23 protein-coding genes are annotated in these 20,533 nt (G+C 70.3%); 14 read left to right on the top strand and 9 right to left on the bottom strand.

The window, feature by feature from the left end:
- Together VFX14_12545 and VFX14_12540 are read right to left on the bottom strand one after the other, a co-directional pair.
- On the bottom strand, positions 1-536 hold a 536-nt coding region (locus VFX14_12545; protein HEU5190509.1), incomplete at its 3' end, for a cyclase family protein.
- 122 nt (positions 537-658) lie between these two features.
- Positions 659-1,027, bottom strand: coding sequence for a cupin domain-containing protein (locus VFX14_12540; GenBank protein HEU5190508.1), 369 nt, complete (start codon positions 1,025-1,027; stop codon positions 659-661).
- Positions 1,028-1,177: 150 nt separating this feature from the next.
- Here VFX14_12540 and VFX14_12535 point away from each other — a divergent pair, with 150 nt between their 5' ends.
- From VFX14_12535 to VFX14_12500, 8 genes are all read left to right on the top strand, one after another.
- Positions 1,178-1,363 (top strand): tautomerase family protein, encoded by a 186-nt coding sequence (locus VFX14_12535; protein ID HEU5190507.1) that lies wholly within the window; start codon positions 1,178-1,180, stop codon positions 1,361-1,363.
- 10 nt (positions 1,364-1,373) lie between these two features.
- Complete coding sequence (locus VFX14_12530; GenBank protein HEU5190506.1) at positions 1,374-2,303, top strand: dihydrodipicolinate synthase family protein; 930 nt, start codon at positions 1,374-1,376, stop codon at positions 2,301-2,303.
- A 211-nt stretch (positions 2,304-2,514) separates the two neighbouring features.
- Positions 2,515-3,501: an LLM class flavin-dependent oxidoreductase gene (locus VFX14_12525; GenBank protein ID HEU5190505.1), complete on the top strand. Its 987-nt coding sequence runs from the start codon at positions 2,515-2,517 to the stop codon at positions 3,499-3,501.
- A complete protein-coding gene (locus VFX14_12520; GenBank protein ID HEU5190504.1) occupies positions 3,498-4,961 on the top strand; it encodes an enolase C-terminal domain-like protein in 1,464 nt (487 codons plus the stop codon). The genes VFX14_12525 and VFX14_12520 overlap by 4 nt, the downstream gene beginning before the upstream one ends.
- A 212-nt stretch (positions 4,962-5,173) precedes the next feature.
- On the top strand, positions 5,174-6,001 hold the full coding sequence (locus VFX14_12515; GenBank protein ID HEU5190503.1) for a hypothetical protein: 828 nt from the start codon (positions 5,174-5,176) through the stop codon (positions 5,999-6,001).
- 5 nt (positions 6,002-6,006) lie between these two features.
- The gene (locus VFX14_12510) at positions 6,007-6,765 is read left to right on the top strand and encodes a glucose 1-dehydrogenase (GenBank protein ID HEU5190502.1); all 759 of its coding nucleotides are present in this window, start codon (positions 6,007-6,009) and stop codon (positions 6,763-6,765) included.
- 12 nt (positions 6,766-6,777) lie between these two features.
- Complete coding sequence (locus VFX14_12505) at positions 6,778-7,773, top strand: 2-oxoglutarate and iron-dependent oxygenase domain-containing protein (GenBank protein HEU5190501.1); 996 nt, start codon at positions 6,778-6,780, stop codon at positions 7,771-7,773.
- A 10-nt stretch (positions 7,774-7,783) separates the two neighbouring features.
- Complete coding sequence (locus VFX14_12500) at positions 7,784-8,620, top strand: alpha/beta hydrolase (GenBank protein ID HEU5190500.1); 837 nt, start codon at positions 7,784-7,786, stop codon at positions 8,618-8,620.
- A gap of 23 nt (positions 8,621-8,643) precedes the next feature.
- Here the strand turns inward: VFX14_12500 and VFX14_12495 are convergent, their stop codons facing one another.
- The 4 genes from VFX14_12495 to VFX14_12480 are packed head-to-tail and all read right to left on the bottom strand — an operon-like array spanning position 8,644 to position 12,700.
- A complete protein-coding gene (locus VFX14_12495; protein ID HEU5190499.1) occupies positions 8,644-10,047 on the bottom strand; it encodes an amidase family protein in 1,404 nt (467 codons plus the stop codon).
- A gap of 8 nt (positions 10,048-10,055) precedes the next feature.
- Positions 10,056-10,850: an ABC transporter ATP-binding protein gene (locus VFX14_12490; GenBank protein ID HEU5190498.1), complete on the bottom strand. Its 795-nt coding sequence runs from the start codon at positions 10,848-10,850 to the stop codon at positions 10,056-10,058.
- A gap of 31 nt (positions 10,851-10,881) precedes the next feature.
- Positions 10,882-11,880, bottom strand: coding sequence for an ABC transporter substrate-binding protein (locus VFX14_12485; protein ID HEU5190497.1), 999 nt, complete (start codon positions 11,878-11,880; stop codon positions 10,882-10,884).
- 37 nt (positions 11,881-11,917) lie between these two features.
- The gene (locus VFX14_12480; GenBank protein HEU5190496.1) at positions 11,918-12,700 is read right to left on the bottom strand and encodes an ABC transporter permease; all 783 of its coding nucleotides are present in this window, start codon (positions 12,698-12,700) and stop codon (positions 11,918-11,920) included.
- 55 nt (positions 12,701-12,755) lie between these two features.
- Here VFX14_12480 and VFX14_12475 point away from each other — a divergent pair, with 55 nt between their 5' ends.
- Positions 12,756-13,748: a glycosyltransferase gene (locus VFX14_12475; GenBank protein HEU5190495.1), complete on the top strand. Its 993-nt coding sequence runs from the start codon at positions 12,756-12,758 to the stop codon at positions 13,746-13,748.
- A 238-nt stretch (positions 13,749-13,986) separates the two neighbouring features.
- Positions 13,987-14,571 (top strand): ABC transporter substrate-binding protein, encoded by a 585-nt coding sequence (locus VFX14_12470; GenBank protein ID HEU5190494.1) that lies wholly within the window; start codon positions 13,987-13,989, stop codon positions 14,569-14,571.
- On the opposite strand, the gene VFX14_12465 is transcribed toward VFX14_12470, so the two are convergent.
- The 3 genes from VFX14_12465 to lgt are packed head-to-tail and all read right to left on the bottom strand — an operon-like array spanning position 14,462 to position 16,804.
- Positions 14,462-15,238, bottom strand: coding sequence for a DNA methyltransferase (locus VFX14_12465; GenBank protein ID HEU5190493.1), 777 nt, complete (start codon positions 15,236-15,238; stop codon positions 14,462-14,464). The genes VFX14_12470 and VFX14_12465 overlap by 110 nt on opposite strands.
- Entirely contained in the window at positions 15,235-16,005 is a 771-nt protein-coding gene (locus VFX14_12460; GenBank protein HEU5190492.1) for an MBL fold metallo-hydrolase, read from the bottom strand. The genes VFX14_12465 and VFX14_12460 overlap by 4 nt, the downstream gene beginning before the upstream one ends.
- Before the next feature lie 10 nt (positions 16,006-16,015).
- Positions 16,016-16,804 carry a prolipoprotein diacylglyceryl transferase gene (lgt, locus tag VFX14_12455; GenBank protein ID HEU5190491.1) on the bottom strand — a complete coding sequence of 263 codons (789 nt, stop codon included), beginning with the start codon at positions 16,802-16,804 and terminating at the stop codon, positions 16,016-16,018.
- A gap of 99 nt (positions 16,805-16,903) precedes the next feature.
- On the opposite strand from lgt, the gene VFX14_12450 reads away from it, so the two are divergent.
- Genes VFX14_12450 through tolB form a run of 4 tightly spaced genes read left to right on the top strand, consistent with a single transcriptional unit; the run spans position 16,904 to position 20,265 of the window.
- Positions 16,904-17,644 (top strand): MotA/TolQ/ExbB proton channel family protein, encoded by a 741-nt coding sequence (locus VFX14_12450; protein ID HEU5190490.1) that lies wholly within the window; start codon positions 16,904-16,906, stop codon positions 17,642-17,644.
- The gene (locus VFX14_12445; GenBank protein ID HEU5190489.1) at positions 17,634-18,071 is read left to right on the top strand and encodes a biopolymer transporter ExbD; all 438 of its coding nucleotides are present in this window, start codon (positions 17,634-17,636) and stop codon (positions 18,069-18,071) included. The genes VFX14_12450 and VFX14_12445 overlap by 11 nt, the downstream gene beginning before the upstream one ends.
- Positions 18,072-18,097: 26 nt before the next feature.
- The gene (locus VFX14_12440; GenBank protein HEU5190488.1) at positions 18,098-18,937 is read left to right on the top strand and encodes a TonB family protein; all 840 of its coding nucleotides are present in this window, start codon (positions 18,098-18,100) and stop codon (positions 18,935-18,937) included.
- Positions 18,934-20,265 (top strand): Tol-Pal system beta propeller repeat protein TolB, encoded by a 1,332-nt coding sequence (tolB, locus tag VFX14_12435; protein HEU5190487.1) that lies wholly within the window; start codon positions 18,934-18,936, stop codon positions 20,263-20,265. Before VFX14_12440 ends, tolB begins: the two co-directional genes overlap by 4 nt.
- The last annotated feature ends 268 nt before the right edge of the window (positions 20,266-20,533 follow it).

The raw sequence follows: 20,533 nt of genomic DNA, 5'->3' as shown, positions 1-20,533 counted from the left end.
TTCAACTTGCCGGCCGCCTGGAACACCTTGACGGCGTCGATGAGCACGCCGCGCGTGGCAAACGACTTCAGGTGCTCCAGGCCGAGCTTGGTCATGTTGTTCTGGTTGATGAACTTGCCCATCGGGGTCTGGTTGAAGTAGCAGTCCTTCCGCCCGATGTGCCCCAATCCGTCCAGATGCGTGCCCACGTGGCTCTGGCTGAGCCAGGTGTCTTCCATGTAGGTCAGCTGGTTCTCCCCGTAGGCCGCCCCGGGCGCCAGGCTGGTCGCCGTGAGGATGGTCTTGGTGAAACGCGTCCCGAAGAGGGGAACGCCGTCAGTCAGGGGAAAGGACATCTCAATCACCTTTCCTTCCTGAATCTCGGCAGCGGCGGCCTTCGTCACGGCGGAGGTGATGCGGTTCGTCGCCCCGGTCTGGTCATTCGGCCCCCACGGTGACGGGGGGACCAGGGTCTTACAGTCGGACTGCGCAAAGGCCAGGGACGCAGAAGCGAGGATGATGATGGCGGATGCGGCAACGACCGACCGGAATCTCATGCCACTACTCCTTTCGCCCGTGAAAGGAACGGCACGGCACGCGTGTGGGCGGTGCCCGACGGCGGGATTCTGTTCCGTTCGCGTACGCGAAGTCAAGGCCCCGGCGCCCCGGCTCAGCCCCCTCAGCCCGCTCGAAGATACAGGTCTTGCCCGGTGAACATGTCCTCCCGGGGCGGCGCGAACATATCGATGACCTCGGTGTCCTCGGGAAAATAGGCCTCGTGCGGCGTGTTCCCGGGCACGATCCCGCAGTCCCCTGCCCGGCACGTACGCTTCTCTCCGTCCAGATCGAACTCCATCCGACCCGAGATCATCCAGAAGATCTGCTCGTGCGGATGCTGATGGCGCGTGGCGTGCGCGCCCGCCTTCATGCGCCAGAAGACGACCATGCCCTTTTCGCCCACCACGATGCGGCGGGTGATCTTGTCGCCGATCTTCTCCTCGGGGACGTCTTTCAGGTTCACGTAGCCGGTCATCACGGGAATCGGCATGGGGTCCTGTCCTCCCTTTGGGGACGGCGCGCGGGGGTGCACCGCGGTCCCCATGACCGTAGCGGAGGGCCCCGGAACCGTCAAGCGTCGTTGCCCCCCCGGCGCGCACATGGGATAATTCGCCGCAGCCACATCTCGCGGGAGGAGCCCATGCCGAACATCACCATTCAGTGGTACGCCGGCCGCACCGACCAGCAGAAGCGCGAGCTGACCCAGGCCATCACCGAGGCCATGGTGAAGATCGGCAAGACCACCGCCGACCAGGTCCACATCGTCTTCCAGGACGTGGAGAAGTCGAACTGGGGGTACAACGGCAAGCTCGCGAGCGACAAGTGAGGAGCCGCCTATGACCGATCTCATTGGGGACCTCAAGGGCATCATTCCCGCCACCGTCCTGCCTCTCACCGCCGACGCCCAGATCGACGAGCCGGCGCTCCGGAAGTACATCCGCTGGATCGCGGGCCAGGGCATCCGCGCCGTGGCCGTGAACGTGGACACCGGTGAGGGCCCGCATCTCTGGCACGACGAGAAGCTGCGCGTGCTCCGGATCTACAAGGAAGAGCTGGCGGGCAAGAACATCCCGATCGTGGTCGGGCTCGGCGCCGCCTTCACCGCCCAGGCCGTGAAGTATGCGGGCGAGTATCGCGACGCCGGGGCGGATGCCTTCCTCGTGTTCCCGATCACCGCGTATCTCGGCCAGCCCCTCGATCCCGAGGTGCCGTACCGTTACCATAAGGCGATCGCCGAGGCGGTGGGGATGCCGATGGTGATCTTCACCCTCCAGCCCGCGCTGGGCGGCGTGGCCTTCGACGACGAGACCCTGCTCCGCCTGATCGAGATTCCCCAGGTGGTCGGCATCAAGGAGGCGCTGTTCGACGCCAAGCGCTTCCGCGAGATCGTCGACGTCGTCCGCCGGGCCCCGCGGCGCATTACCGTGCTCACCGGGAACGACAACTTCATCTGGGAGTCGTACCTCCTCGGCGCGGAGGGGGCGCTCCTGGGCGCCTGCGCGGTCACCACGCGGACGCACGTGGAGGTCCACGCGGCCGCCATGCGCGGCGACTGGGCGACCGCGCGCGAGAAGGGGGACCGCATCCAGAAGGTGGTGGACGCGGTGTTCGCCGCTCCGGTGCGCGACTACCGCGCCCGCTCCAAGGAAGTGCTGGTGATGCAGGGCGTGATCGAGCACGCGTACATGCGGCCGCCGCTCTTGCCGGTGAGCGCCGAAGACCGTCAGCGGCTCAAGAAGGCGCTCGAGGAGGCGGGGGAGCTCTAGCCCCCGCCGCCGCGTGAGCCCGGCCACCCTCGACTACTCGGACCGGACGGGTCTCCTCGCGGACGTCGTTCCGGACCTGGGCGCGCACGGTGCTCGACCCCGCCGCGCGCGCGCAAGCTGACGAGCTGCGAGATGTGCCACCGGCACGTGACGGAGCTTCCCACCTACGCCGATCGCCGCTGAGCGCCCGCGATCGCCTCGAGAGGACGGCATGGCCAGGCTCAAGTTCGGCTTCATACCCATCGAGGGCGGGCACTACTATGCCGACGCGCTCGCCGAGGTCGCGCGGGCGGAGGACCTGAGCTTCGACTCCGTGTGGATGGAGGAGCACCACTCCGTCGTCGACCACTACTGGCCCTCGCCGCTCCCCGTCCTCGCGGGCTTCGCCACCCGCACGTCGAAGATGATCCTGGGCACCGACATCCTCGTGGCGCCCTTCTACCACCCGACGCGGCTCGCCGAGGACTGCGCGCTGCTCGACGTGATGTCGAACGGCCGCTTCGTGCTGGGCATCGCCATCGGCTACAAGCCCGACGAGTTCGCGCTGTACGGCGCGGAGCTCGAGAAGCGGGGCGCGCGCTTCGAGGAGCAGCTCGCGATCGTGAAGGGACTCTGGACCCAGGACCATATCGCGTTCAAGGGCGCCTACTATCGGGTCGAGGGGCGCCTCGAGCCGAAGCCGGTGCAGAAGCCCGCGCCGCCCATCTGGATCGGGGGTTGGGGCGACATCACCCTGCGCCGCGCGGCCACGCTCGCCGACAACTGGATTCCCGGGCCGACCGGAGAGCTGCCGCGCCTGCTCAAGGGCAAGGCGCAGTTCCAGGCCAACCGGGCCGCCGCCGGCCTCCCGCCCATCACCGACTGGCCGCTCACCCGCGACGTCGTCATCGCGGACACCGAGAAGCAGGCGCGGGAGCTGGCCGAGCAGCACATCATGGTCTCGTACCGGAAGGAGTACGCGGGCGGATGGCGGCATCCCTTCATCGACGCCGCCATCGCCACCGATCTCGACAAGGTCAAGAAGGACCGCTTCCTGATCGGCAGCCCGGACCAGATCATCCGCGATCTCAGGCCCTTCGTCGAGCAGTACGGGATGACGCACCTGATCTGCCGGGTCTTCTTCCCGGGGATGCCGCACCGGCACATCATGCGCGAGCTCGAGCTCTTGGCGAAGGAGGTCATGCCGGCATTCCGGTGAAGCTCGCGCTCAAGGCCGCCACCTTCCACGTCCGCATGCTCCGCACGCGGCTGCCCTTCCGCTACGGAGCGGTCACCCTCACGCACGTTCCCCTCCTCCACCTCGCCGTCGACGTCGAGACGGAGGAGGGCCGGCGCAGCCGCGGCTACGCGGCCGACAATCTCCCGCCCAAGTGGTTCGACAAGGACCCAGGGAAGTCGTTCCGCGACAATGTCGAGGACGAGCTGGCGGCGATCCGCGGCGCCGAGGCCGCCTACCGGGACGCCGCGCGCGCGCCGCGTCCGTTCTTCGAGATCTGGCAGGAGGCCTACGCGGCGGCGAGGGCCTCGGCGCTGGCGCGCGGGCTCAACGGGCTCACGGCGTCGTTCGGCTCGTCATTCTTCGAGCGCGCGCTCGCGGACGCGGCGGGGCGCCTGACCGGGCTCGACGTGCCGGGCATGCTGCGGGCCAACGCCCTCGGCCTTCACCCCGAGGCCGTGCACGGCAGTCTCGCGCTCGCGGACCTTCAGGCCTGGGCATCCGCGACGCCCCCTGACCGGCTGGCCGTGCGCCACACCGTCGGCCTCCTCGATCCCATCACCGCCGCCGACGTGCCGGCGGACGGCTGGCTCGACGACGGCCTGCCGCAGACCCTGGAGGAGTGCATCGCGCGGTACGGCCTGGACCACTTCAAGCTAAAGGTCGGGGGCGCCCTCGACGCCGACCTCGAGCGCCTGACCGCCATCGCGGCCACGGTGGATCGCCTGGTCCCCGGCCCCTACGTCGCCACCCTCGACGGCAACGAGCAGTACAAGTCCATGGACGACTTCGCGGGCCTGGTGGACGCAATGCTGCGCACACCCGCGCTCGCCCGGCTCCGGTCTTCGCTCGCCTTCATCGAGCAGCCCCTCCACCGCGCGATCGCCCTCGATCCCGCCGCCACCGACGGCCTCGCCGCGCTGGGCCGCCGTCTCCCCATGCTCATCGACGAGAGCGACGACGCCCTCGACGCGTTCCCCCGCGCCATCGCGCTCGGCTATCGCGGCGTGTCCACGAAGAACTGCAAGGGCATCGTGAAGTCGTTCCTGAACCGCTCGCTGGTGGAGCGCGAGAACCGCCGCCGCACGCCAAGGGAGCGCCTGTTCATGAGCGCGGAGGACCTCACGAACGTCCCCGTGGTGCCCCTGCAGCAGGATCTCGCCACCGTGCGGGCCCTCGGCATCACCCACGTCGAGCGGAACGGACACCACTACGTGCGCGGCCTCGCACACTGCTCGGCGGCGGAACGGCGGGAGGCGACGCGTCGCCATGCCGGCCTCTACACGGGCGACGAGCGCGCGGTCATCCTGTGCATCGACGGCGGCCGTCTGGACGTGCGATCGCTCGCGGTGCCCGGCTACGGCGTGGCCTTCGAGCCCGATCTCGCCGCGATGATCCCGCTGGAGGACTGGACGTCCGCGTCCCTGGAGGACACGGCCTGACCGCCTACCGCACCAACCGATCCTTCGCGTGGAACGCGGCCCACCCGCCGAAGCTGCCGGCGCGCCCGCGCAAGCTGCGTCCCGCGCCACCCATCAGCCTGTTCGACCGCACGCTCCTCTCGCCGATCGGGATCGCCGCCGGGCCGCTGCTCAGCTCGAAGTGGATCGAGGCCTATGCACGCCTGGGTTACGGAATCTTCACCTACAAGACCGTGCGCTCCTCCGCGCAGACCGCACCGTCCCCGCCCAATCTCTTGCCCTGCCGCCTCGGGGAGCCGTCGGTGGCGGTGGCGCGGCCGCCGCGCCGCGCCGATCCCGCGAGCCTGACGCTTGCCGTGTCGATGGGCCTGCCCTCGCCGGCCCCCGAGGCGTGGCGCGCCGACGTCAAGCGCGCCCGGGCCAAGCTCGGCGCCGATCAGCTCCTCGTCGTGAGCGTGGCCGGGACGGCGGTGCCGGGGGGCGACGGCGATCAGTTGGCCCACGACTACGCGCTCTGCGCCCGCTGGGCCGCCGAGGCGGGCGCCGACGTGGTCGAGATCCATCTGGGCGCGCCGAATAGCGCGGGCGAGCGCGCCACCATGGTCTATGAAGACAAGGAGCTCGCCGGCCACATCGTCGAGCGAGCGCGGCGGGCCACCGGGGGCCGCCCGCTCCTCGCCAAGCTCGGCGCGCTGCCTGGGCCCCGCGCGCTCCACGAGCTCGCCACGCGCCTGGCCCCCTGGCTGGACGGCTTCGTGCTGGTCGGCGGGCTGCCCCGCCGGGTCGTGACGCCGGAGGGGAAGCCGGCCTTCTCCGGCCCCGGGCGGGAGACCGCGGAAGTCGGCGGAGCCGACCTCTACGAGCCTTGCCGCGTGCAGATCGAGGAGCTGATCGCCTGGCGCAAGGCGGGAGCGTGGGACCGCCGCATCCTCGCCGTCGGTGGCCTCACCACCACCGCGCGCGCCCGAGTCGCCCTCGAGTCGGGCGCCGCGGCGGCCCTCGTGGCTACCGCGGCGCTGGCCGACCCGCTCTTCGCCGTGCGCTTTCGCCAGGAGGGATGACACCGATGCGGCTCGAGGGGAAGGTCGCGATCGTCACCGGCGCCGCCGCGGGCCTCGGCCTCGCCTACGCGCGGCGCTTCCTCGCCGAGGGCGCGCGCGTCGTGATCAGCGACGTGGTGGATCCGGCGCCAGCAGCGGCCAGGCTGGGGGTGCCGGAGCGCGTGCTGGCGCGGCGTGTCGACGTGACCGACGCCGCCGCGATGCGCGCGCTCGCGCAGGACACCATGACGCGCTTCCATCGTCTCGACGTGCTGGTGAACAACGCGGCGTTGTTCGCCACGCTGACGCCCCGGCCCTTCGACGAGATCCCCGAGGCGGAGTGGGACCGCGTGATGGCGGTGAACGTGCGCGGCGTGTGGAATGCGGTGCGGGCGGTCACCCCGATCATGCGCACCCAGGGCGGTGGACGCATCGTCAATGTCGCCTCCGCCATCGTGGCCAAGGGCACGGCCATGCTCCTGCACTACGTCACCTCCAAGGGCGCGGTGGTGGCGATGACGCGCGCGCTCGCCCGTGAGCTGGGGGGCAGCGGCATCGCCGTCAACGCGGTGGCCCCCGGCCTCATCCTGAGCGACTCCGTCCAGGCCAATCCGGCCATCACCGCCTTCCAGGCGGACGCCATGATGCGCGCGCGCTCCCTCAAGCGCGACGCCTTCCCGGACGACGTGGAGGGCGCGGTGTTGTTCCTCGCCTCCGACGAGAGCGCCTTCATGAGCGGCCAGACCCTGATCGTCGACGGCGGGTCCGTGTTCTCCACGCTGTGAAGGGCCGCTCCCATGCCTGAGCTCCGCGCCGTCCCCGTGATCGACCTCGCCCCCGCCCGCGCGGGCGACGCGGCCGCGCGCCGCGCCACCGCGGCCGCCATCGACGAGGCGTGCCGTGAGATCGGCTTCTTCGCCATCCGCGGCCACGGGGTGGCCGACGCCGCCGTCGAGGCGCTCCGGGGCAAGGCGCACGATTTCTTCGCCCGCCCCCTGGGGGACAAGCAGGCGGCCCGACACCCGGTGGCCGGGACCAACCGCGGCTATCACCAGGTCGGGGGCGAGAGCCTCGCCGCCGCCAACGACACCGAGGCCCCGCCCGATCTCAAGGAGTTCTTCCACGTGGGCCCGGTGGACGTGCGCGACGAGTCCTACTACACGGACGCACTCGGCCGACGGCACTTCCTGCCGAATCTCTGGCCGGCGGCGCCCGCGGGCTTCGCCGAGGCCGCGTCCACGTACTACCGGGCCATGAGCGCGCTCATCGTCGAGCTCATGCGGTTGGCCGCCCTCGCCCTGGACGTGCCCGAGCGGTTCTTCGACGACAAGGTGGATCGCTCCATCGGCACCATGCGGCTCAACTACTACCCCGCGCAGGCGACGCCGCCGCGGCCCGGCCAGCTGCGGGCGAGCGCGCACACCGACTACGGCGGCTTCACGATCCTGAGCGGCGAGGACGTGGCGGGCGGGCTTCAGGTGCGGCGGCGGGACGGCGCGTGGGTGGACGTCGCCACCACGCCGACGACCTTCGTGGTGAACATCGGCGATCTCCTCATGCGGTGGACGAACGACCGCTGGCTGTCGAATCTTCACCGGGTCGTCAATCCCCCGCCCGAGGCGGCGCAAACCGCTCGGTTGTCCATCGCGTTCTTCAACCACCCGAACTACGACGCGCTCATCGAGTGCCTGCCCTCGCAGGGACGCGCGCGGCACACGCCGGTGCTCTCCGGCGAGTATCGCGACGAAAAGTACGCCAAGACCCTCGCCCCCGCGGCGGCCCCGAGCGCATGAGGTGACGACCATGCTCTATCGCCAGTTCGACCGGAAGGCGCTGGACGCCGCCTACAACAACACGGAAGCCGTAGGCCAGGCGCGGCGCGATCAGTACGTCGAAGGCTGGACAGCGCGGTCGGACGCCTTCCGCGCGCGAAACCGCGGCCGCCTCGACCTCCGCTACGGCGCGGGGACGCGCCAGCGTCTCGACATCTTCCCCTCCGGCGCCGCGGGCGCACCGACCGTCGTCTACATCCACGGCGGCTACTGGCAGGCCAACGACAAGGAGCCCTACGCCTGTCTGGGCGAGGGCCTGTTACCCGCGGGCTGGAACCTCGCCCTCGTGGAGTACACGCTGGCGCCGGCGGCGCGGCTCGATGCGATCGTCGCGGAGATCCGGGCGGCGGTGGCATGGGTGATCGAACACGCGAAGGAGCACGGGGGCGATCCGCAACGCGTGTTCGTGGCCGGTCACTCCGCTGGCGGCCATCTCACGGCGATGGCCATGGAGGACGCGCGCGTGGCCGGCGGTGTCGCCATCAGTGGCCTCTTCGACCTCGAGCCGATCCGCCTCTGCTACCTCAATGACAAGCTGCGGCTCGACCCCGCCGAGGCCGCACGGAACAGTCCGCTTCTCCACCTGCCGCCGCGCGCGGCGCCGCTCGTCGTCACGGTAGGGCTCGGTGAGCTCCCCGAGCTGATCCGCCAGTCGGCCGAGTACGCCGAGGCGTGGACAAAGCGAGGGCTGCCCGGCCGCTATCTGCCCCTGGCGAACCATGAGCACTTCTCCATCCTGGAAGAGCTGGCGCGGCCTGAGGGGGCCATCCTCGCCGCCTTGAAGGAGCTCGCCACGAGCGAGCGCTGAAGGGGACCGGGGAGCCCGGCGAATCAGGGCGAGGGCCGGGATACCCCCGGGGGAACTCGGAGCGCCCATGGGCGGACCGCTTCGAACGCCGCCGCCGCCCGGAGGACGGTGGGCTCCGCGCCCCGCCGGCCGACGATCTGAAGCCCGATGGGCAGGCCGTCGGAGGTGAAGCCTGCGGGAATCGAGATCGCGGGCAGGCCCAGCACCGAGAAAGCGTAGGTGAGGAACGAGCGCCCGAGCACTGGCTCCTCGAGCGGGAACGGCGGCGTGGCGGTGGTCGGCGTGATCCACACGTCCCGCCCCTCGAGGAACGCCCGGACGCGGTGCCAGAGCGTGGTGCGCAAGAGCTCCCCGCGCGCCACGTCGGCCGCGGTGAGCGCCAGGCCCTGCTCCGTGTTCTCGACCAGCCCCGCCTGCAGGACGTCCCGGTGGCGCGGCAGCTTGTCCCCATGGCGCGCGACCATCAGGAAGCCGCGCGAGAGGCGCACGATCTCCGGCACCTCGCTCATGTCCGGGCACGCAGGCTCCACGCGCGCACCCGCGGCGCCGAACGCGCGCACCGCCCCCTCGAACACCGCGGACACCTCGCGATGCACGGTGACCAGCCCGCCCAGGTCCGCCGTCCACGCGATACGCCAGCCCTTCACCGATGGCGTCTGCGCCGCGGTCCTCAGCGCGCGCGTGTCGACCTCGTACGAGATCGGCGAGCGTGCGTCAGGGCCCGCCATCACCGAGAGCATCAGCGCGGCGTCGGCCACGGTGCGCGCCATCGGCCCCTCGACGGAGTACGTGTCCCAGGCGAGCACGGAGGGATGCCGCGGGATCAGTCCCGGCGTGGTCCGGAAGCCCACCACCCCGCAATGGGCCGCCGGCCCCCTCAAGGACCCGCCGAGATCAGTGCCTTCCGCGATCGGGCACATACCGGTGGCCAGGGCCGCCGCCGAGCCACCGCTCGAGCCGCCGGCGGTGCGTGCGAGGTTCCACGGGTTGCGCGTGGCGCCGAACACCGCGTTCACCGTGTTGGGACCGAAGGCGAACTCGGGGGTGTTGGTCTTGCCGAGCACGATGGCCCCCGCCGCCCGGAGTCGCTCCACCACGAGGGCGTCGACGTCCGGCACGTGATCCTTGAAGAGGGTCGAGCCGTACGTGGTGAGGACGCCCTTGGTCGGCGTCACGTCCTTGATGCCCACCGGCACCCCGAAGAGGGGCGGCAGGGCCCGGCCCCGCCGCATGGCCGCGGTGGCCCGGCGCGCCTCGCGGAGCGCCTCCTCACGGACCAGGGTGACGAAAGCGTTCACCCCCGGATTGAGGGCGTCGATGCGTGCCAGCGCCGCCTGGACCACCTCGAGGGGCGAGACGGCGCGCCGCCGGTAGAGGCGCGCGAGCGCCACGGCGGGCGTGAACGCGAGATCGCGGGTCGTCGTCATGGCGAGCCTCAGGCGAGCACGCCCGGGCCGGAGGGCCGGGCGTTCAAGGTGTCGTAGATCTCCAGCGCGAGCCGCCCGAAGGCGGGATCGGCGCGCTGGGCCATGGCGCGGGGACGCGGCAGCGGCACGTCGAAGACTCGCGCCACGCGGCCGGGGCGCGGCGTCATCACCACCACGCGATCGGCGAGGAACACCGCCTCCGGAATCGAGTGCGTGACGAAGACCACGGTCTTGCGCCGCGCGGCCGGCGCCGCCGTCTCGCCCCACACGCGCAGGAGCTCCAGGTTCATCTCGTCCCGGGTCATGGCGTCGAGCGCGCCGAAGGGCTCGTCCATCAGGAGGATCGGCGGATCCAGCATCAGCGCGCGACACAGAGCCGCCCGCTGCTGCATGCCGCCGGAGAGCTCGCGCGGATACTTGTCGGCGAACTCGGCGAGGCCCGTCGTCCGCAGGAGCTCGAGGGCCCGCGCCCGATAGTCCGCCGGGCGCCGGCCCGCGAGCTCGACGGGCAACAGCACGTTGTCGAGCAGGCGCCGCCAGCGAAGGAGCACCGGGGCCTGGAAGACCATGCCGATCGCGGGCAGCGGCGTCAGGACGTCCTGACCGTCGACGCGCGCGCGGCCCAGGCTGGGCGGCCGGAGCCCCGCCACCACCCGGAGCAGCGTGGACTTGCCGCAGCCGGAGGGCCCCACGAGCGCCACCAGCTCGCCGCGGCCCACACCGAACGTGATCGCCCGCAGGGCCTCCACGGGCCCGCTCGCCGAGGCGTAGGTCATGCCCACGCCCTCGAGCTCGATCAGCACGGCGCGAGTCGCGCGGCCGGCTCCGGCCCCCTTACCGCATGCTCTTCGGCGGCTCGATCTTGGTGAGGAACGAGTTCGTGAAGACCTCGTCGCAGCCGACCTTGCGGGGCACGTCCATGTACGTGTTGATCAGCTCGACCGTCCGGCACATCTTGGCGCGGTCCATCCAGCCGATCCCGTTCTGGGCATAGCGATCGGTCCGCATCAGCTCGAGGCCCAGCATCATGTTGGGCTCGATGAGGGCGAGGTCGATCTCGGGCACGCGCTTCTTGAAGATCTCCAGCGCGGCCTTGGGATTCTCCATCACGTCGCGCCAGCCGCGATACGAGGCCTCGAGGAAGTCCTTGAGCACCTTGGGCCGCTCGTTCATCGTCTTCTCGCTCGCCATGATGGACATGGAATACGTGTCGAACCCGTGCTGGTACCACGGCATCCGGACGAGGTTCTCCTTGCCCACCGCCTTCTCCCAGAACGGCTGGCCGGTGGTGTAGTCGGGCACGGCGTCCGCACGCTTCTCCGACAGCGCCACGAACTTGGCGGCGGGCTCGATGTTCACCCACTTCACCTTGCTCTCGTCGATGCCGTTGATGCGCGCGAAGGCGGGGAAGAGCTGGCGCTGGCCGTCACCCGGCGGAGCAGCCAGCGTTTTACCTTCAAGGTCCTTGGGCTTGGTGATGCCGGTGTCCTTGCGCGTCCAGATGTTGAGCGGCGTGTTGTCGAACACCGCGCCCACCACCTTGACCTTGGCGCCCTTGGCCACGAGCGGAATGACCACCGCGGCATCCGCGAGGCCGATGTCCGCGCGCCCCGTGTCCACCTTGGCGATGGAGTCGCCCGAGCCCTTGGAGTTCTGGAGCTCGACCTCGAGCCCCTTGTCCTTGTAGTAGCCCTTGTCGAGCGCCACCCAATAGGCGGCGTGATCACCCACCGCGAACCAGTTCAGCGCGAACACGACCTTCTGCGGGGCCTGCGCCTGCGCGGGCGCGGTTAGGCCGAGGGCGACGACGACGGCGAGCATCGGGCGGATCATGGGCTCCTCCTCCTGGGAGATGACGAGCGGGATCGGGTCAGGACGCGTGTCCTGTCTCGGCCCACGGGGCGAGCCAGCGCGCGGCGAGGCCGACGGCGCCGTACAGCACGAGGCCGACGATCGAGATCCACACCAGGGCGGCGAAGGCCACCGGCGTGTTGAGATTGGTCTGGGTCACCACGATGACGCTGCCGAGGCCGTACTGCGAGGCGACGAACTCGCCCACGATGGCGCCCACCACTGCCGCAGTGGCGGTGATCTTGAGCGCGCTCAGGATGTAGGGAAACGCGTTCGGGATGCGGATGGTCCAGAACACCTTCCACTTGGGCGCGCCGAACACGCGGCCCAGATCGAGCATCTCGGGATCCACCTCCGTCAGGCCCACCGCGGTGTTGATGACGACCGGGAAGAAGCCGATGAGGGCGCCGATCAGCATGTTGGGGAGGATGCCGTATCCGAGCCAGAGCAGGAACAGCGGGGCCACCGCCACCTTCGGCAGGGTGTTCACGAACACGAGGAACGGGACGAGCGCGGAGGACGCCGCCGGGGACCACGCGATCGCGGTGCCGAGGAGCACGCCGACTACGCCGGCGAGCAGGAACGCGCCGACGATCTCGGCGCTCGTCACCCACAGGTGGGTCCACCACGGGATGCGAAAGTCCACGACCGCCCGCAGCACCGCCCACGGGCTCGGGAGGAGGTACTCGCGGATCCTCAAAACGGACACCGCGAGCTGCCAGGCGACGAGAAGCCCGACGAAGAGCAGAATCGGAGGCCAGTGCCGGCGGAGAGCGCTCGTAACCATGTGAAAGATGGGCACATTGTCGGTCTCCGGTGCGGCGCCTGTCAATGCCGATTGTGATACCCTCGCCCCGATGCGCTGGCTGATCGTGCTGCCCTTCGAGCGTGCCGAGCACATGGGCATGGACATGCGGGACGAGCTGCGCGCGCTCGGCCACGAGGTGCGGACGTTCGCCTACCGTCGCGACAATCCGCTCTACAAGAACCGCGGCACCAAGGCGGCGTATCAGCTGTGGATCTTGCGCCGGCTCGAGCGCGCCTGCCTCGACTGGCGGCCCGCGGTGGTGCTGGTCGTCAAGGGCGGGCCGATCACGCCCGGCGTGATCCGGCGGGTCAAGGCGCGCGTGGATACCCTCTTCGTGAACCTCTTCCCCGACAATCCCCTCTGGATGATCCCGTTCGAGTCCATCGAGGCCTACGATCTCTTTCTCACCAAGGAGCGCTACGCCCTGCGCTCGCTGGAGAGCGTAGGGCTTCGCAACCTCCACTACCTGCCGCTCTACTGCGTGCCCGAGATGCACCACCCGGTCACACCCACGCCGGCGGAGGCGCGCGCGCTCACCGGCATCGTCGCCTTCGTCGGCAGCCGTTACCCCTATCGCGAGCGATTCGTGCGGGAGCTAGCCGGCTATCCCGTGCGGCTCTGGGGCGCGGGCTGGGACCGCGCGACGGCCCCCGAGGTACGCGCGCTCGTGGCGGGCGGGCCGGTGTGGGGGCACGCGAAACTCGCGATCTACTCCGGCGCCACCCTGTCGCTGAACCACCATCACCCCATGAACGACATCGTGGGGGTGAACACGCGGGCCTTCGAGCTGGCGGCGGCGGGCGCCTGCCAGGTCGTGGATCACAAGGACGAGCTCCCGGCGCTCTTCACGCCCGGCCACGAGGTCGTGACCTACCGCGACCCCCACGAGCTGCGCCGACACCTCGACTACTACCTCGCCCATCCCGATGAGGCGCGCGAGATCGGCCAGAACGCCCTCAAGCGGGCGCTGGGCGAGCACACCCTGCGCCACCGCCTCGAGGAGATCGCCGCCGAGATCGACCGGCGCTTCGGCGTCCATTGAGGGCGTCCGGCGGACGGGTGCCCCGCAGAACCTGCGGTCTTGGTCTGACAGCCGGTTGACAACTCTGGGCGGTCGCTCGAGCAGAAATGACACCCGGCCGTCGCGCATCGCGGCGAGCCCGATCCGCCCCGCTCGGTCAATGCCTTTCGACGTGCGGCGTTAGCGCGCGAGGATCACCGTCGCGCCGCGTCCCGAAGGGAGGGCATATCGCTTGCACTCAGCGGTTCCCATGTCACCGATGCGAATGCTCGTCGCGCTCGCGCTGGTCCTCATGGCCCTCTGGGGGGCCGCCCACGTCTCCGCCGATTCCGTCACCGACCGGCTGCGGCCAGAGATCGAGCGCGTGATCCAGGCGCTCGAGGATCCGGTGCTCAAGCCCAGCGCCAAGGTCACCGAGCGTCGCCAGGCGGTGCGCGAGATCACGGGCCCGCTGTTCGACTGGGCCGAGATGGCGCGCCGGACGCTGGGGCGCCACTGGGAGGCGCGGACCGAGGCCGAGCGGGCCGAGTTCGCCGCCCTGTTCCGCGAGCTGGTCGAGCGCGCCTTCATGGCGAAGATCGAGCGCTACCGCGGCGAGAAGATCGTCTTCACGGGCGAGTCGGTGAACGGCGACCTGGCGACGGTGCGGATGCGCGTGCTCGCCCCCGGGGCGGAGGTCGCCATCGACTACCGCCTCGTCGCGCAGGGTGACCGCTGGCTGATCTACGACGTGGTCATCGACGACGTGAGCGTGACCTCGAGCTACCGCTCGCAGTTCGACGGCTTCCTGACGAGGTCTTCCTACGAGGATCTCGTCCGAAAGATGCGCGAGCGGATCTCCTGACCCGGCGCATTCGCAGCCGCCGCGCCACCAGCGCGGCCATGTGAGGATCGCGCTCGACCCCGATCCACGGCCGTCCCAGCCGCTCCGCCACCAGCGCCACCGTCCCTGCTCCGATGAAGGGGTCGAGGACCGCGCCGCGCCGGGCGCTCACGGCCAGTACCCTCCGGATCACCGCCTTCGGCGTGGCGTCCCACCGGCTGTCCGTGTGCGAGCGCGGCAACGGCAGCATCCAGGCCAGCGTGGTGGAGCGCGGGCGGACGGGGTGCGCGCCCATCTTGCGGAAGCGGAGCACATGGTTGATGCGGTGGTCCCAGCGTTCGCGGGAGCCGATCTGCGCCCAGCAGCCCTTGGCCTGCAGCGTCCAGCCGGTGCGGCGCATCCAGCGCGTGAGCAGGCCGTCGATCCCCATCCACTCCCGGCCGTCGTGGCGATCGCCCAGCACCAACCAGCAATCGCCGTCGGGCCTCAGTACCCGCTTCCACTCGCGACCGAAGTCCACGGCGAGCCGGCGGGCGTAGCGCTCGGCGGACGTGAGCCCACGCCCCTTCACGAGATAGGGCGGCGAGGTCACGATCACCCCCACCTCGCCCGGCCCGACGCCCGACAGGCGGCGCGCATCGGCCCGCAGCAGCCGGCTCCGCCCGTCACGGCTCTCGTAGACGGTCATAGCGGATAGGGCACGAACTCCTCCGCGACCTCCACCTCGCCGTCGAAGCGGCCGCGGGCCTCGGTGGCCAGCTCGGCGAGCGCCTCGTGGTGAGGGAAGCCGATGTGGGCAAGGATCAGGCGCCGAACCCCGGCTCGGGCCGCGACCTCACCCGCCTGCGCCGCCGTCGAATGGACGCCGTGCCGGGCCTCGCCCTCCGCGAACGTCGCGTCGTGGATCAGGGTGTCGGCATGGCGCGCCAGGTCGGCCACCGCCGCGCAGGGTTCGGTATCGGAGGAGTACACGACCGAGGGTCCGCCCGCGGCGTCGATGCGCACCGCAAGGTTGGGCATGGCGCCATGGGCGTTGGGCGACGTCGTGATCGTGAAGGGGCCGGTCACCCCGACGGCCGCGCGCTCGATGGCCGAGACGGGCTCGATCTCGATGGGGAACGAATCGGCGCGCCCGAGCAGCCGGAACACGCCGAGGAGGGTGCGAATGGGCTCGGCATGCTCCTCGCGGCACGCGATGCGTAGCGGCGCACGGCGGCCGAGCAGGCTGAGGTTCCGGATCAGTGACGGCAGCCCATAGCAATGGTCCACGTGCAAGTGGGTAATGATGACCCGGTCCAGCGCCATGGGATCGACGGCGGCCAGCAAGAGCTTTTGGATGGGGCTCCCGCCGCAGTCCAGCAGCACCGCCCCGCCCTCACTCACGAAGACGATCGAGGTGTTGTCGCGGCCGAGCGAGGGCACGGCCCCCGAAGTGCCGAGGAACGCGAAGTGCACCGCCGGACCGTCAGGTGGGCGTGGGGCGGGTGCGGCGGAGCATGAGCGGGACCGCAACCACCGCCATGGCGACACCGAGCAGGCTCACCAGCTGGGCCACCCGCAGGGGACCCAGCATGAGCGGATCGGTGCGAATGCCCTCCGTGATGAAGCGACCCGCCGAGTAGAGCCCCAGATAGGCGAGGAAGAGTGCCCCCGGCGCCCGCTCGAGCCGTCGCCGCAGAAAGAGAACGAGCACGAGAAAGACCCCCAGGTCCCACAGCGATTCGTAGAGGAACGCCGGATGGAAGAAGTCGCTCTGGGCGTAGAGCAGCGGACGATGCGAGGGCGAGATGTAGAGCTTCCACGGCAGCGTCGTGGGCGTGCCGAAGGCTTCCTCGTTGAAGAAGTTGCCCCAGCGGCCGATGGCCTGGCCGAGGATCAAGCTCGGCGCCGCGACGTCCATGAACTTCAGGAGGGGCAGTCGCCGCCGCAGCGCATAACCGCCGCCGACGATCAGGCCGCCGAGGATGCCGCCGTGGATGGCGAGGCCGCCTTCCCAGACCGCGAGAATCTTCCGCGGGAACTGTGAGTAGTAGTCCAGATTGAAGAGCACGTAGTAGAGGCGCGCCCCCACGAGCGCGCCGAGGAGACTCAGCTCGCCGGCCTTGAGGAAGCTCTCGGGGTCGAGGCCGCGGCGGTGGGCGTCCCGATAGGCGAGCCAGAGCCCCAGCGCCATCGCGAGGGCCATGAGAATGCCGTACCAGCGTACGCTGAGGGGCCCGAGCTGGAACGCGATCGGCCCCGGAGAGCGGAACATGGCGCTGTAGTTATACGATTAATTGACACGCTTTGCGAGCGTTCTGTATCATCAAATCGAGTGTTTTCCTCTGGTAGATCGCCTACAAAGGAGCCCTGAGTGCCAGGAAACGGCAGCCTCAACTCGAGCGTGATGGAGCTCGTTCTCAACGCAGGGCCCGTCGCGAAGTTCGTCCTGCTCCTCCTGGGCCTGTTCTCCGTGGTCTGCTGGGCGCTCATCGTCGAGAAGTGGTGGGAGTTCCGGAAGATTCGCCGCGAGTCCATGACCTTTCTCCGTGATTTCCGCGAGGGCCGGCACCTGGCTTCGGTGTTCATCGCGGCGCGGAAGCACCGTGACAGCCCCCTCGCCCAGCTCTACATCTCGGGCTGTCAGGAGGCGGGGGGCGGCGTGACCGGCGGCGAGATGCTGGAGCATGCCCTCGCCCAGGCGGAGGATGGGCTCACAACCGACCGTCTCGACGCGGTCAATCGCGCGATGCGGCGCAGCGCCTCCGTCGAGATCGCCCGGATGGAGCGCTATTTGCCCTTCCTGGCCACCACCGCGAGCGCGGCGCCCTTCATCGGCCTGTTCGGCACGGTGTGGGGCGTGATGAGCGCGTTCCACGGCATCGGCCAGCAGGGGTCGGCCAGCCTCGCGGTCGTGGCGCCCGGTATCTCGGAGGCATTGATCGCGACCGCCGCCGGTCTCGGCGCGGCCATCCCCGCCGTCATGGGCTACAACTTCTTCGTGAACCGCGTGAAGCACTGGGCGGCGGAGATGGACGGCTTCTCCCTGGACTTCCTCAACGTCCTCTCGCGCCCGGCCCCCAAGCCGGCGGCGAGCGCAAAAGATGGCGTTTAGGCTCGAGTCGGCCGAGGGCACGGGGAGCCGCGCGCGGATTGGCACCAGCCTGTCCGAGATCAACATCATCCCGCTCGTGGACGTCATCCTCGTGCTTCTGCTCATCTTCATGCTGACCGCCCCCCTCATGCACCGGGGCATCGACGTGGCACTGCCCAAGAGCTCGGCCAAGCCCACCTCGGTTGAAGAGCGGCTCGTGCTCACGCTCACCAAGGAGCAGACCATCTACCTCAACGACAAGCCGGTGCCGGTGGCGAGCCTCGAGCCGCGCTTGCGCGATGCGATCAAGGATCGATCGGACAAGACGATCTATCTCAAGGCCGATCAGGGGCTCCAGTACGGCTTCGTCGTCGAGACAATGGACCGGATCCGCCGCGCCGGCGTCGAGAAGCTGGGGATGGTCACGGAGCCGGCGAGGGAACGCTGAACGCCGCGAGCCTCACCGTGGGGCCCATGCTCGGCCGCCTCGGTCCCGCACTACGCCGCCGGCGCCTGCCGATGGCGGCGCTCACCGTGTCGGCGATCGCGCATGGCACCGCTGCGGCCGCTCTCGGGCTTGCGATCCTCTGGGGCGGCTTCAACACCCAGAAGGTCTACGTGGTGAACCTCGTGCCGACGATTGCCGCGGTGGGCTCTCCGACCGCCCCGCCGGCGCCGACGCCCTTGCCGCCGCGCCCCGCCACGCCCGCTCCCACCAAGCCGGCCGCGCCGGTGCTGCCGGAGCCGCGCGAGGCGCGCATGCCCGATCCGCCGAAGGCGCCCCCGAGCCTGCCCGACGCCTCGCTGCCGAGCTCGCGGCTGCCTCCCCGCCCCGCGGCGATGCCCCGTCCGGGGGAAAAGGAGCTGCCGCCGCTGGCCCCGCCGACGGAGCGCCGGCCCGTCACCACCGCCGCGAAGCCCGCCGAGACGCCGACCGAGGCACGGCCGACTCCCCCGCCGCCGGCGGGGACGCCCACCGGCTCGACGTCGGGCACCGGCGTGCGCACGCTCGACGTGACCGACTTCCCGCACGCCTGGTATCTGCGGCAGGTCCTCACCAAGGTCGAGGCGGCCTGGCAGCGGCAGGGACAGATCGCCGAGCCCCCGCAGAAGCCGCTGGTCGTGGTGGAGATCCAGCGTGACGGCTCCATCGCCACCCCACGCATCGAGAAGAGCTCGGGCAATGCCTTCTACGACCAGGCGGCGCTGCGCGCCATCATGGAAGCGAAGCCATTCCCGCCGCTGCCCAAGGAATGGACCCGCCCGACGCTGGGCGTGATGTTTTCCTTCGATCTGGAAAGGGGACGCGGATGAGCACGCCGCGCCGACTCGCCTTCGCTTTTGCCGCGCTGCTTGCGGCCGCCGCCCTCCTGCTCGTGCCGCCGCCCGCCGCCCGCTCGCAGGCGCCGGACGTGCTGCTCAACGTGATCGCCGGCGGCGCGAAGAAGCTCAATCTGTTCATGCCCGACTTCACGGTGACGGGGGCGCCCGACCCTGCCGGGCTCTCGCGCTCCCTCGCCGAGGTGACCGGCAAAGACCTGACGTTCTCCACGCTATTCAGCGTGGTGGGCGGCCAGCCCCCGCTGCCCGCGGGCAATCCGGACGCGGTGCAGAAGGCGTGGACGGAGGCGGCGGCCGCGGGCGCGCACGCCGCGCTCCACGTGGTGGTCACGCCGCGCCCGGACCGGATCGAGGGCGAGATGCGGCTCTACGACCTCACGTCACCGCAGCTGCGCCAGATCGCGACCAAGAAGTTTGCGGTGGTGCCGTCGGAGCCGCGCCGCCTCGCCCACAAGATCGCCGACGAGGTCGTGTTCCAGTTCACCGGGGAGCTGGGTGACGCCGACACCAAGATCGCCTTCGTCGCCCTGCGGGGCAGCGCGAGGGAGATCTACACCATGGACTACGACGGGGCGGCCCCGGTCCCCCTCACCGCGAACCAGTCCATCAACATCTCGCCCCGCTGGAGCCCGGACGCGCGCTCGCTCGCGTTCACCTCGTACATGCGCGGCTATCCGTATCTCTACCGGCTCTTCGCGTTCGAGCGGCGTCCCGTGCAGCTCCTCGCCGGCTTCCTCGGGATCAATTCCTCGCCCGCCTGGAGCCCGGACGGCCGGCAGGTGGCGCTCACGCTGTCGAAAGACGGCAACCCTGAGATCTACGTGCTGACACTGGCGAGCGGCGCGTTTCGCCGGCTCACCACGCATCCGTCGATCGACACCGAGCCCGCGTGGTCGCCCACCGGCCGCGAGATCGCGTTCGTGTCCGACCGGAGCGGCAGCGCCCAGATCTATGTGATGGACGCGGAAGGCGCCAATCTGCGCCGCCTCACGCAGTCCGGCTTCAACACGCAGCCGCGCTGGTCGCCCAAGGGCGACACCATCGTGTTCACCTCGCGCCAGGGCGCGCACGATCTGTGGGCGGTAGGGCCTGACGGCTCGGCGCTCCGACGCCTCACCACCGGGCCCGGCGACAACGAGAGCGCGGCGTGGTCCCCGAGCGGGCGTCACCTCGCTTTCCAGTCGAACCGGGTGCGCGGGAGCAAGGTGTTCACGATGCTCCCCGACGGCTCCGAGCAGCAGCCGATCGCGAATGCGCCCGCGGACTCGGCAAGTCCTGCATGGTCGCCGCGTCTTCCGTGATAGGATCCATAGCGCGCAGCATCCGGGTCAACCGCGACATCAAAGGAGGGTTCGATTTCATGACGCAACGACGGGATACCTTGTATCTCCTGCTGCCCCTCCTCGCCCTGATGCTGCTGGTCACGGGCTGCCCGAAACGCCCGGCCACGACCGCCGCGTCGGCTCCCGCACCGACAGCCTCGACGAGGGCCCCGGCCGCCCCCCTGCAGCCCACCCCGGCCGCCCCCAGCACGAGCCCTTCGACGAGCGCGCCTGCGCCTGCGCCCGC

The sequence above is a fragment of the Candidatus Methylomirabilota bacterium genome, assembly GCA_035764725.1.
Lineage (GTDB): Bacteria > Methylomirabilota > Methylomirabilia > Rokubacteriales > CSP1-6 > DASRWT01.
This window is presented reverse-complemented; position numbering and strand designations above follow the sequence as displayed.

Excerpts from the sequence above, each read along its gene's own strand:
- VFX14_12540 (HEU5190508.1), bottom strand. The coding sequence starts at position 1,027 with ATGCCGATTCCCGTGATGACCGGCTACGTGAACCTGAAAGACGTCCCC.
- VFX14_12535 (HEU5190507.1), top strand. The coding sequence starts at position 1,178 with ATGCCGAACATCACCATTCAGTGGTACGCCGGCCGCACCGACCAGCAG.
- VFX14_12530 (HEU5190506.1), top strand. The coding sequence starts at position 1,374 with ATGACCGATCTCATTGGGGACCTCAAGGGCATCATTCCCGCCACCGTC.
- VFX14_12525 (HEU5190505.1), top strand. The coding sequence starts at position 2,515 with ATGGCCAGGCTCAAGTTCGGCTTCATACCCATCGAGGGCGGGCACTAC.
- VFX14_12510 (HEU5190502.1), top strand. The coding sequence starts at position 6,007 with ATGCGGCTCGAGGGGAAGGTCGCGATCGTCACCGGCGCCGCCGCGGGC.
- VFX14_12505 (HEU5190501.1), top strand. The coding sequence starts at position 6,778 with ATGCCTGAGCTCCGCGCCGTCCCCGTGATCGACCTCGCCCCCGCCCGC.
- VFX14_12500 (HEU5190500.1), top strand. The coding sequence starts at position 7,784 with ATGCTCTATCGCCAGTTCGACCGGAAGGCGCTGGACGCCGCCTACAAC.
- VFX14_12495 (HEU5190499.1), bottom strand. The coding sequence starts at position 10,047 with ATGACGACGACCCGCGATCTCGCGTTCACGCCCGCCGTGGCGCTCGCG.
- VFX14_12485 (HEU5190497.1), bottom strand. The coding sequence starts at position 11,880 with ATGATCCGCCCGATGCTCGCCGTCGTCGTCGCCCTCGGCCTAACCGCG.
- VFX14_12475 (HEU5190495.1), top strand. The coding sequence starts at position 12,756 with ATGCGCTGGCTGATCGTGCTGCCCTTCGAGCGTGCCGAGCACATGGGC.
- VFX14_12470 (HEU5190494.1), top strand. The coding sequence starts at position 13,987 with ATGCGAATGCTCGTCGCGCTCGCGCTGGTCCTCATGGCCCTCTGGGGG.
- VFX14_12465 (HEU5190493.1), bottom strand. The coding sequence starts at position 15,238 with ATGACCGTCTACGAGAGCCGTGACGGGCGGAGCCGGCTGCTGCGGGCC.
- lgt (HEU5190491.1), bottom strand. The coding sequence starts at position 16,804 with ATGTTCCGCTCTCCGGGGCCGATCGCGTTCCAGCTCGGGCCCCTCAGC.
- VFX14_12445 (HEU5190489.1), top strand. The coding sequence starts at position 17,634 with ATGGCGTTTAGGCTCGAGTCGGCCGAGGGCACGGGGAGCCGCGCGCGG.
- VFX14_12440 (HEU5190488.1), top strand. The coding sequence starts at position 18,098 with ATGCTCGGCCGCCTCGGTCCCGCACTACGCCGCCGGCGCCTGCCGATG.
- tolB (HEU5190487.1), top strand. The coding sequence starts at position 18,934 with ATGAGCACGCCGCGCCGACTCGCCTTCGCTTTTGCCGCGCTGCTTGCG.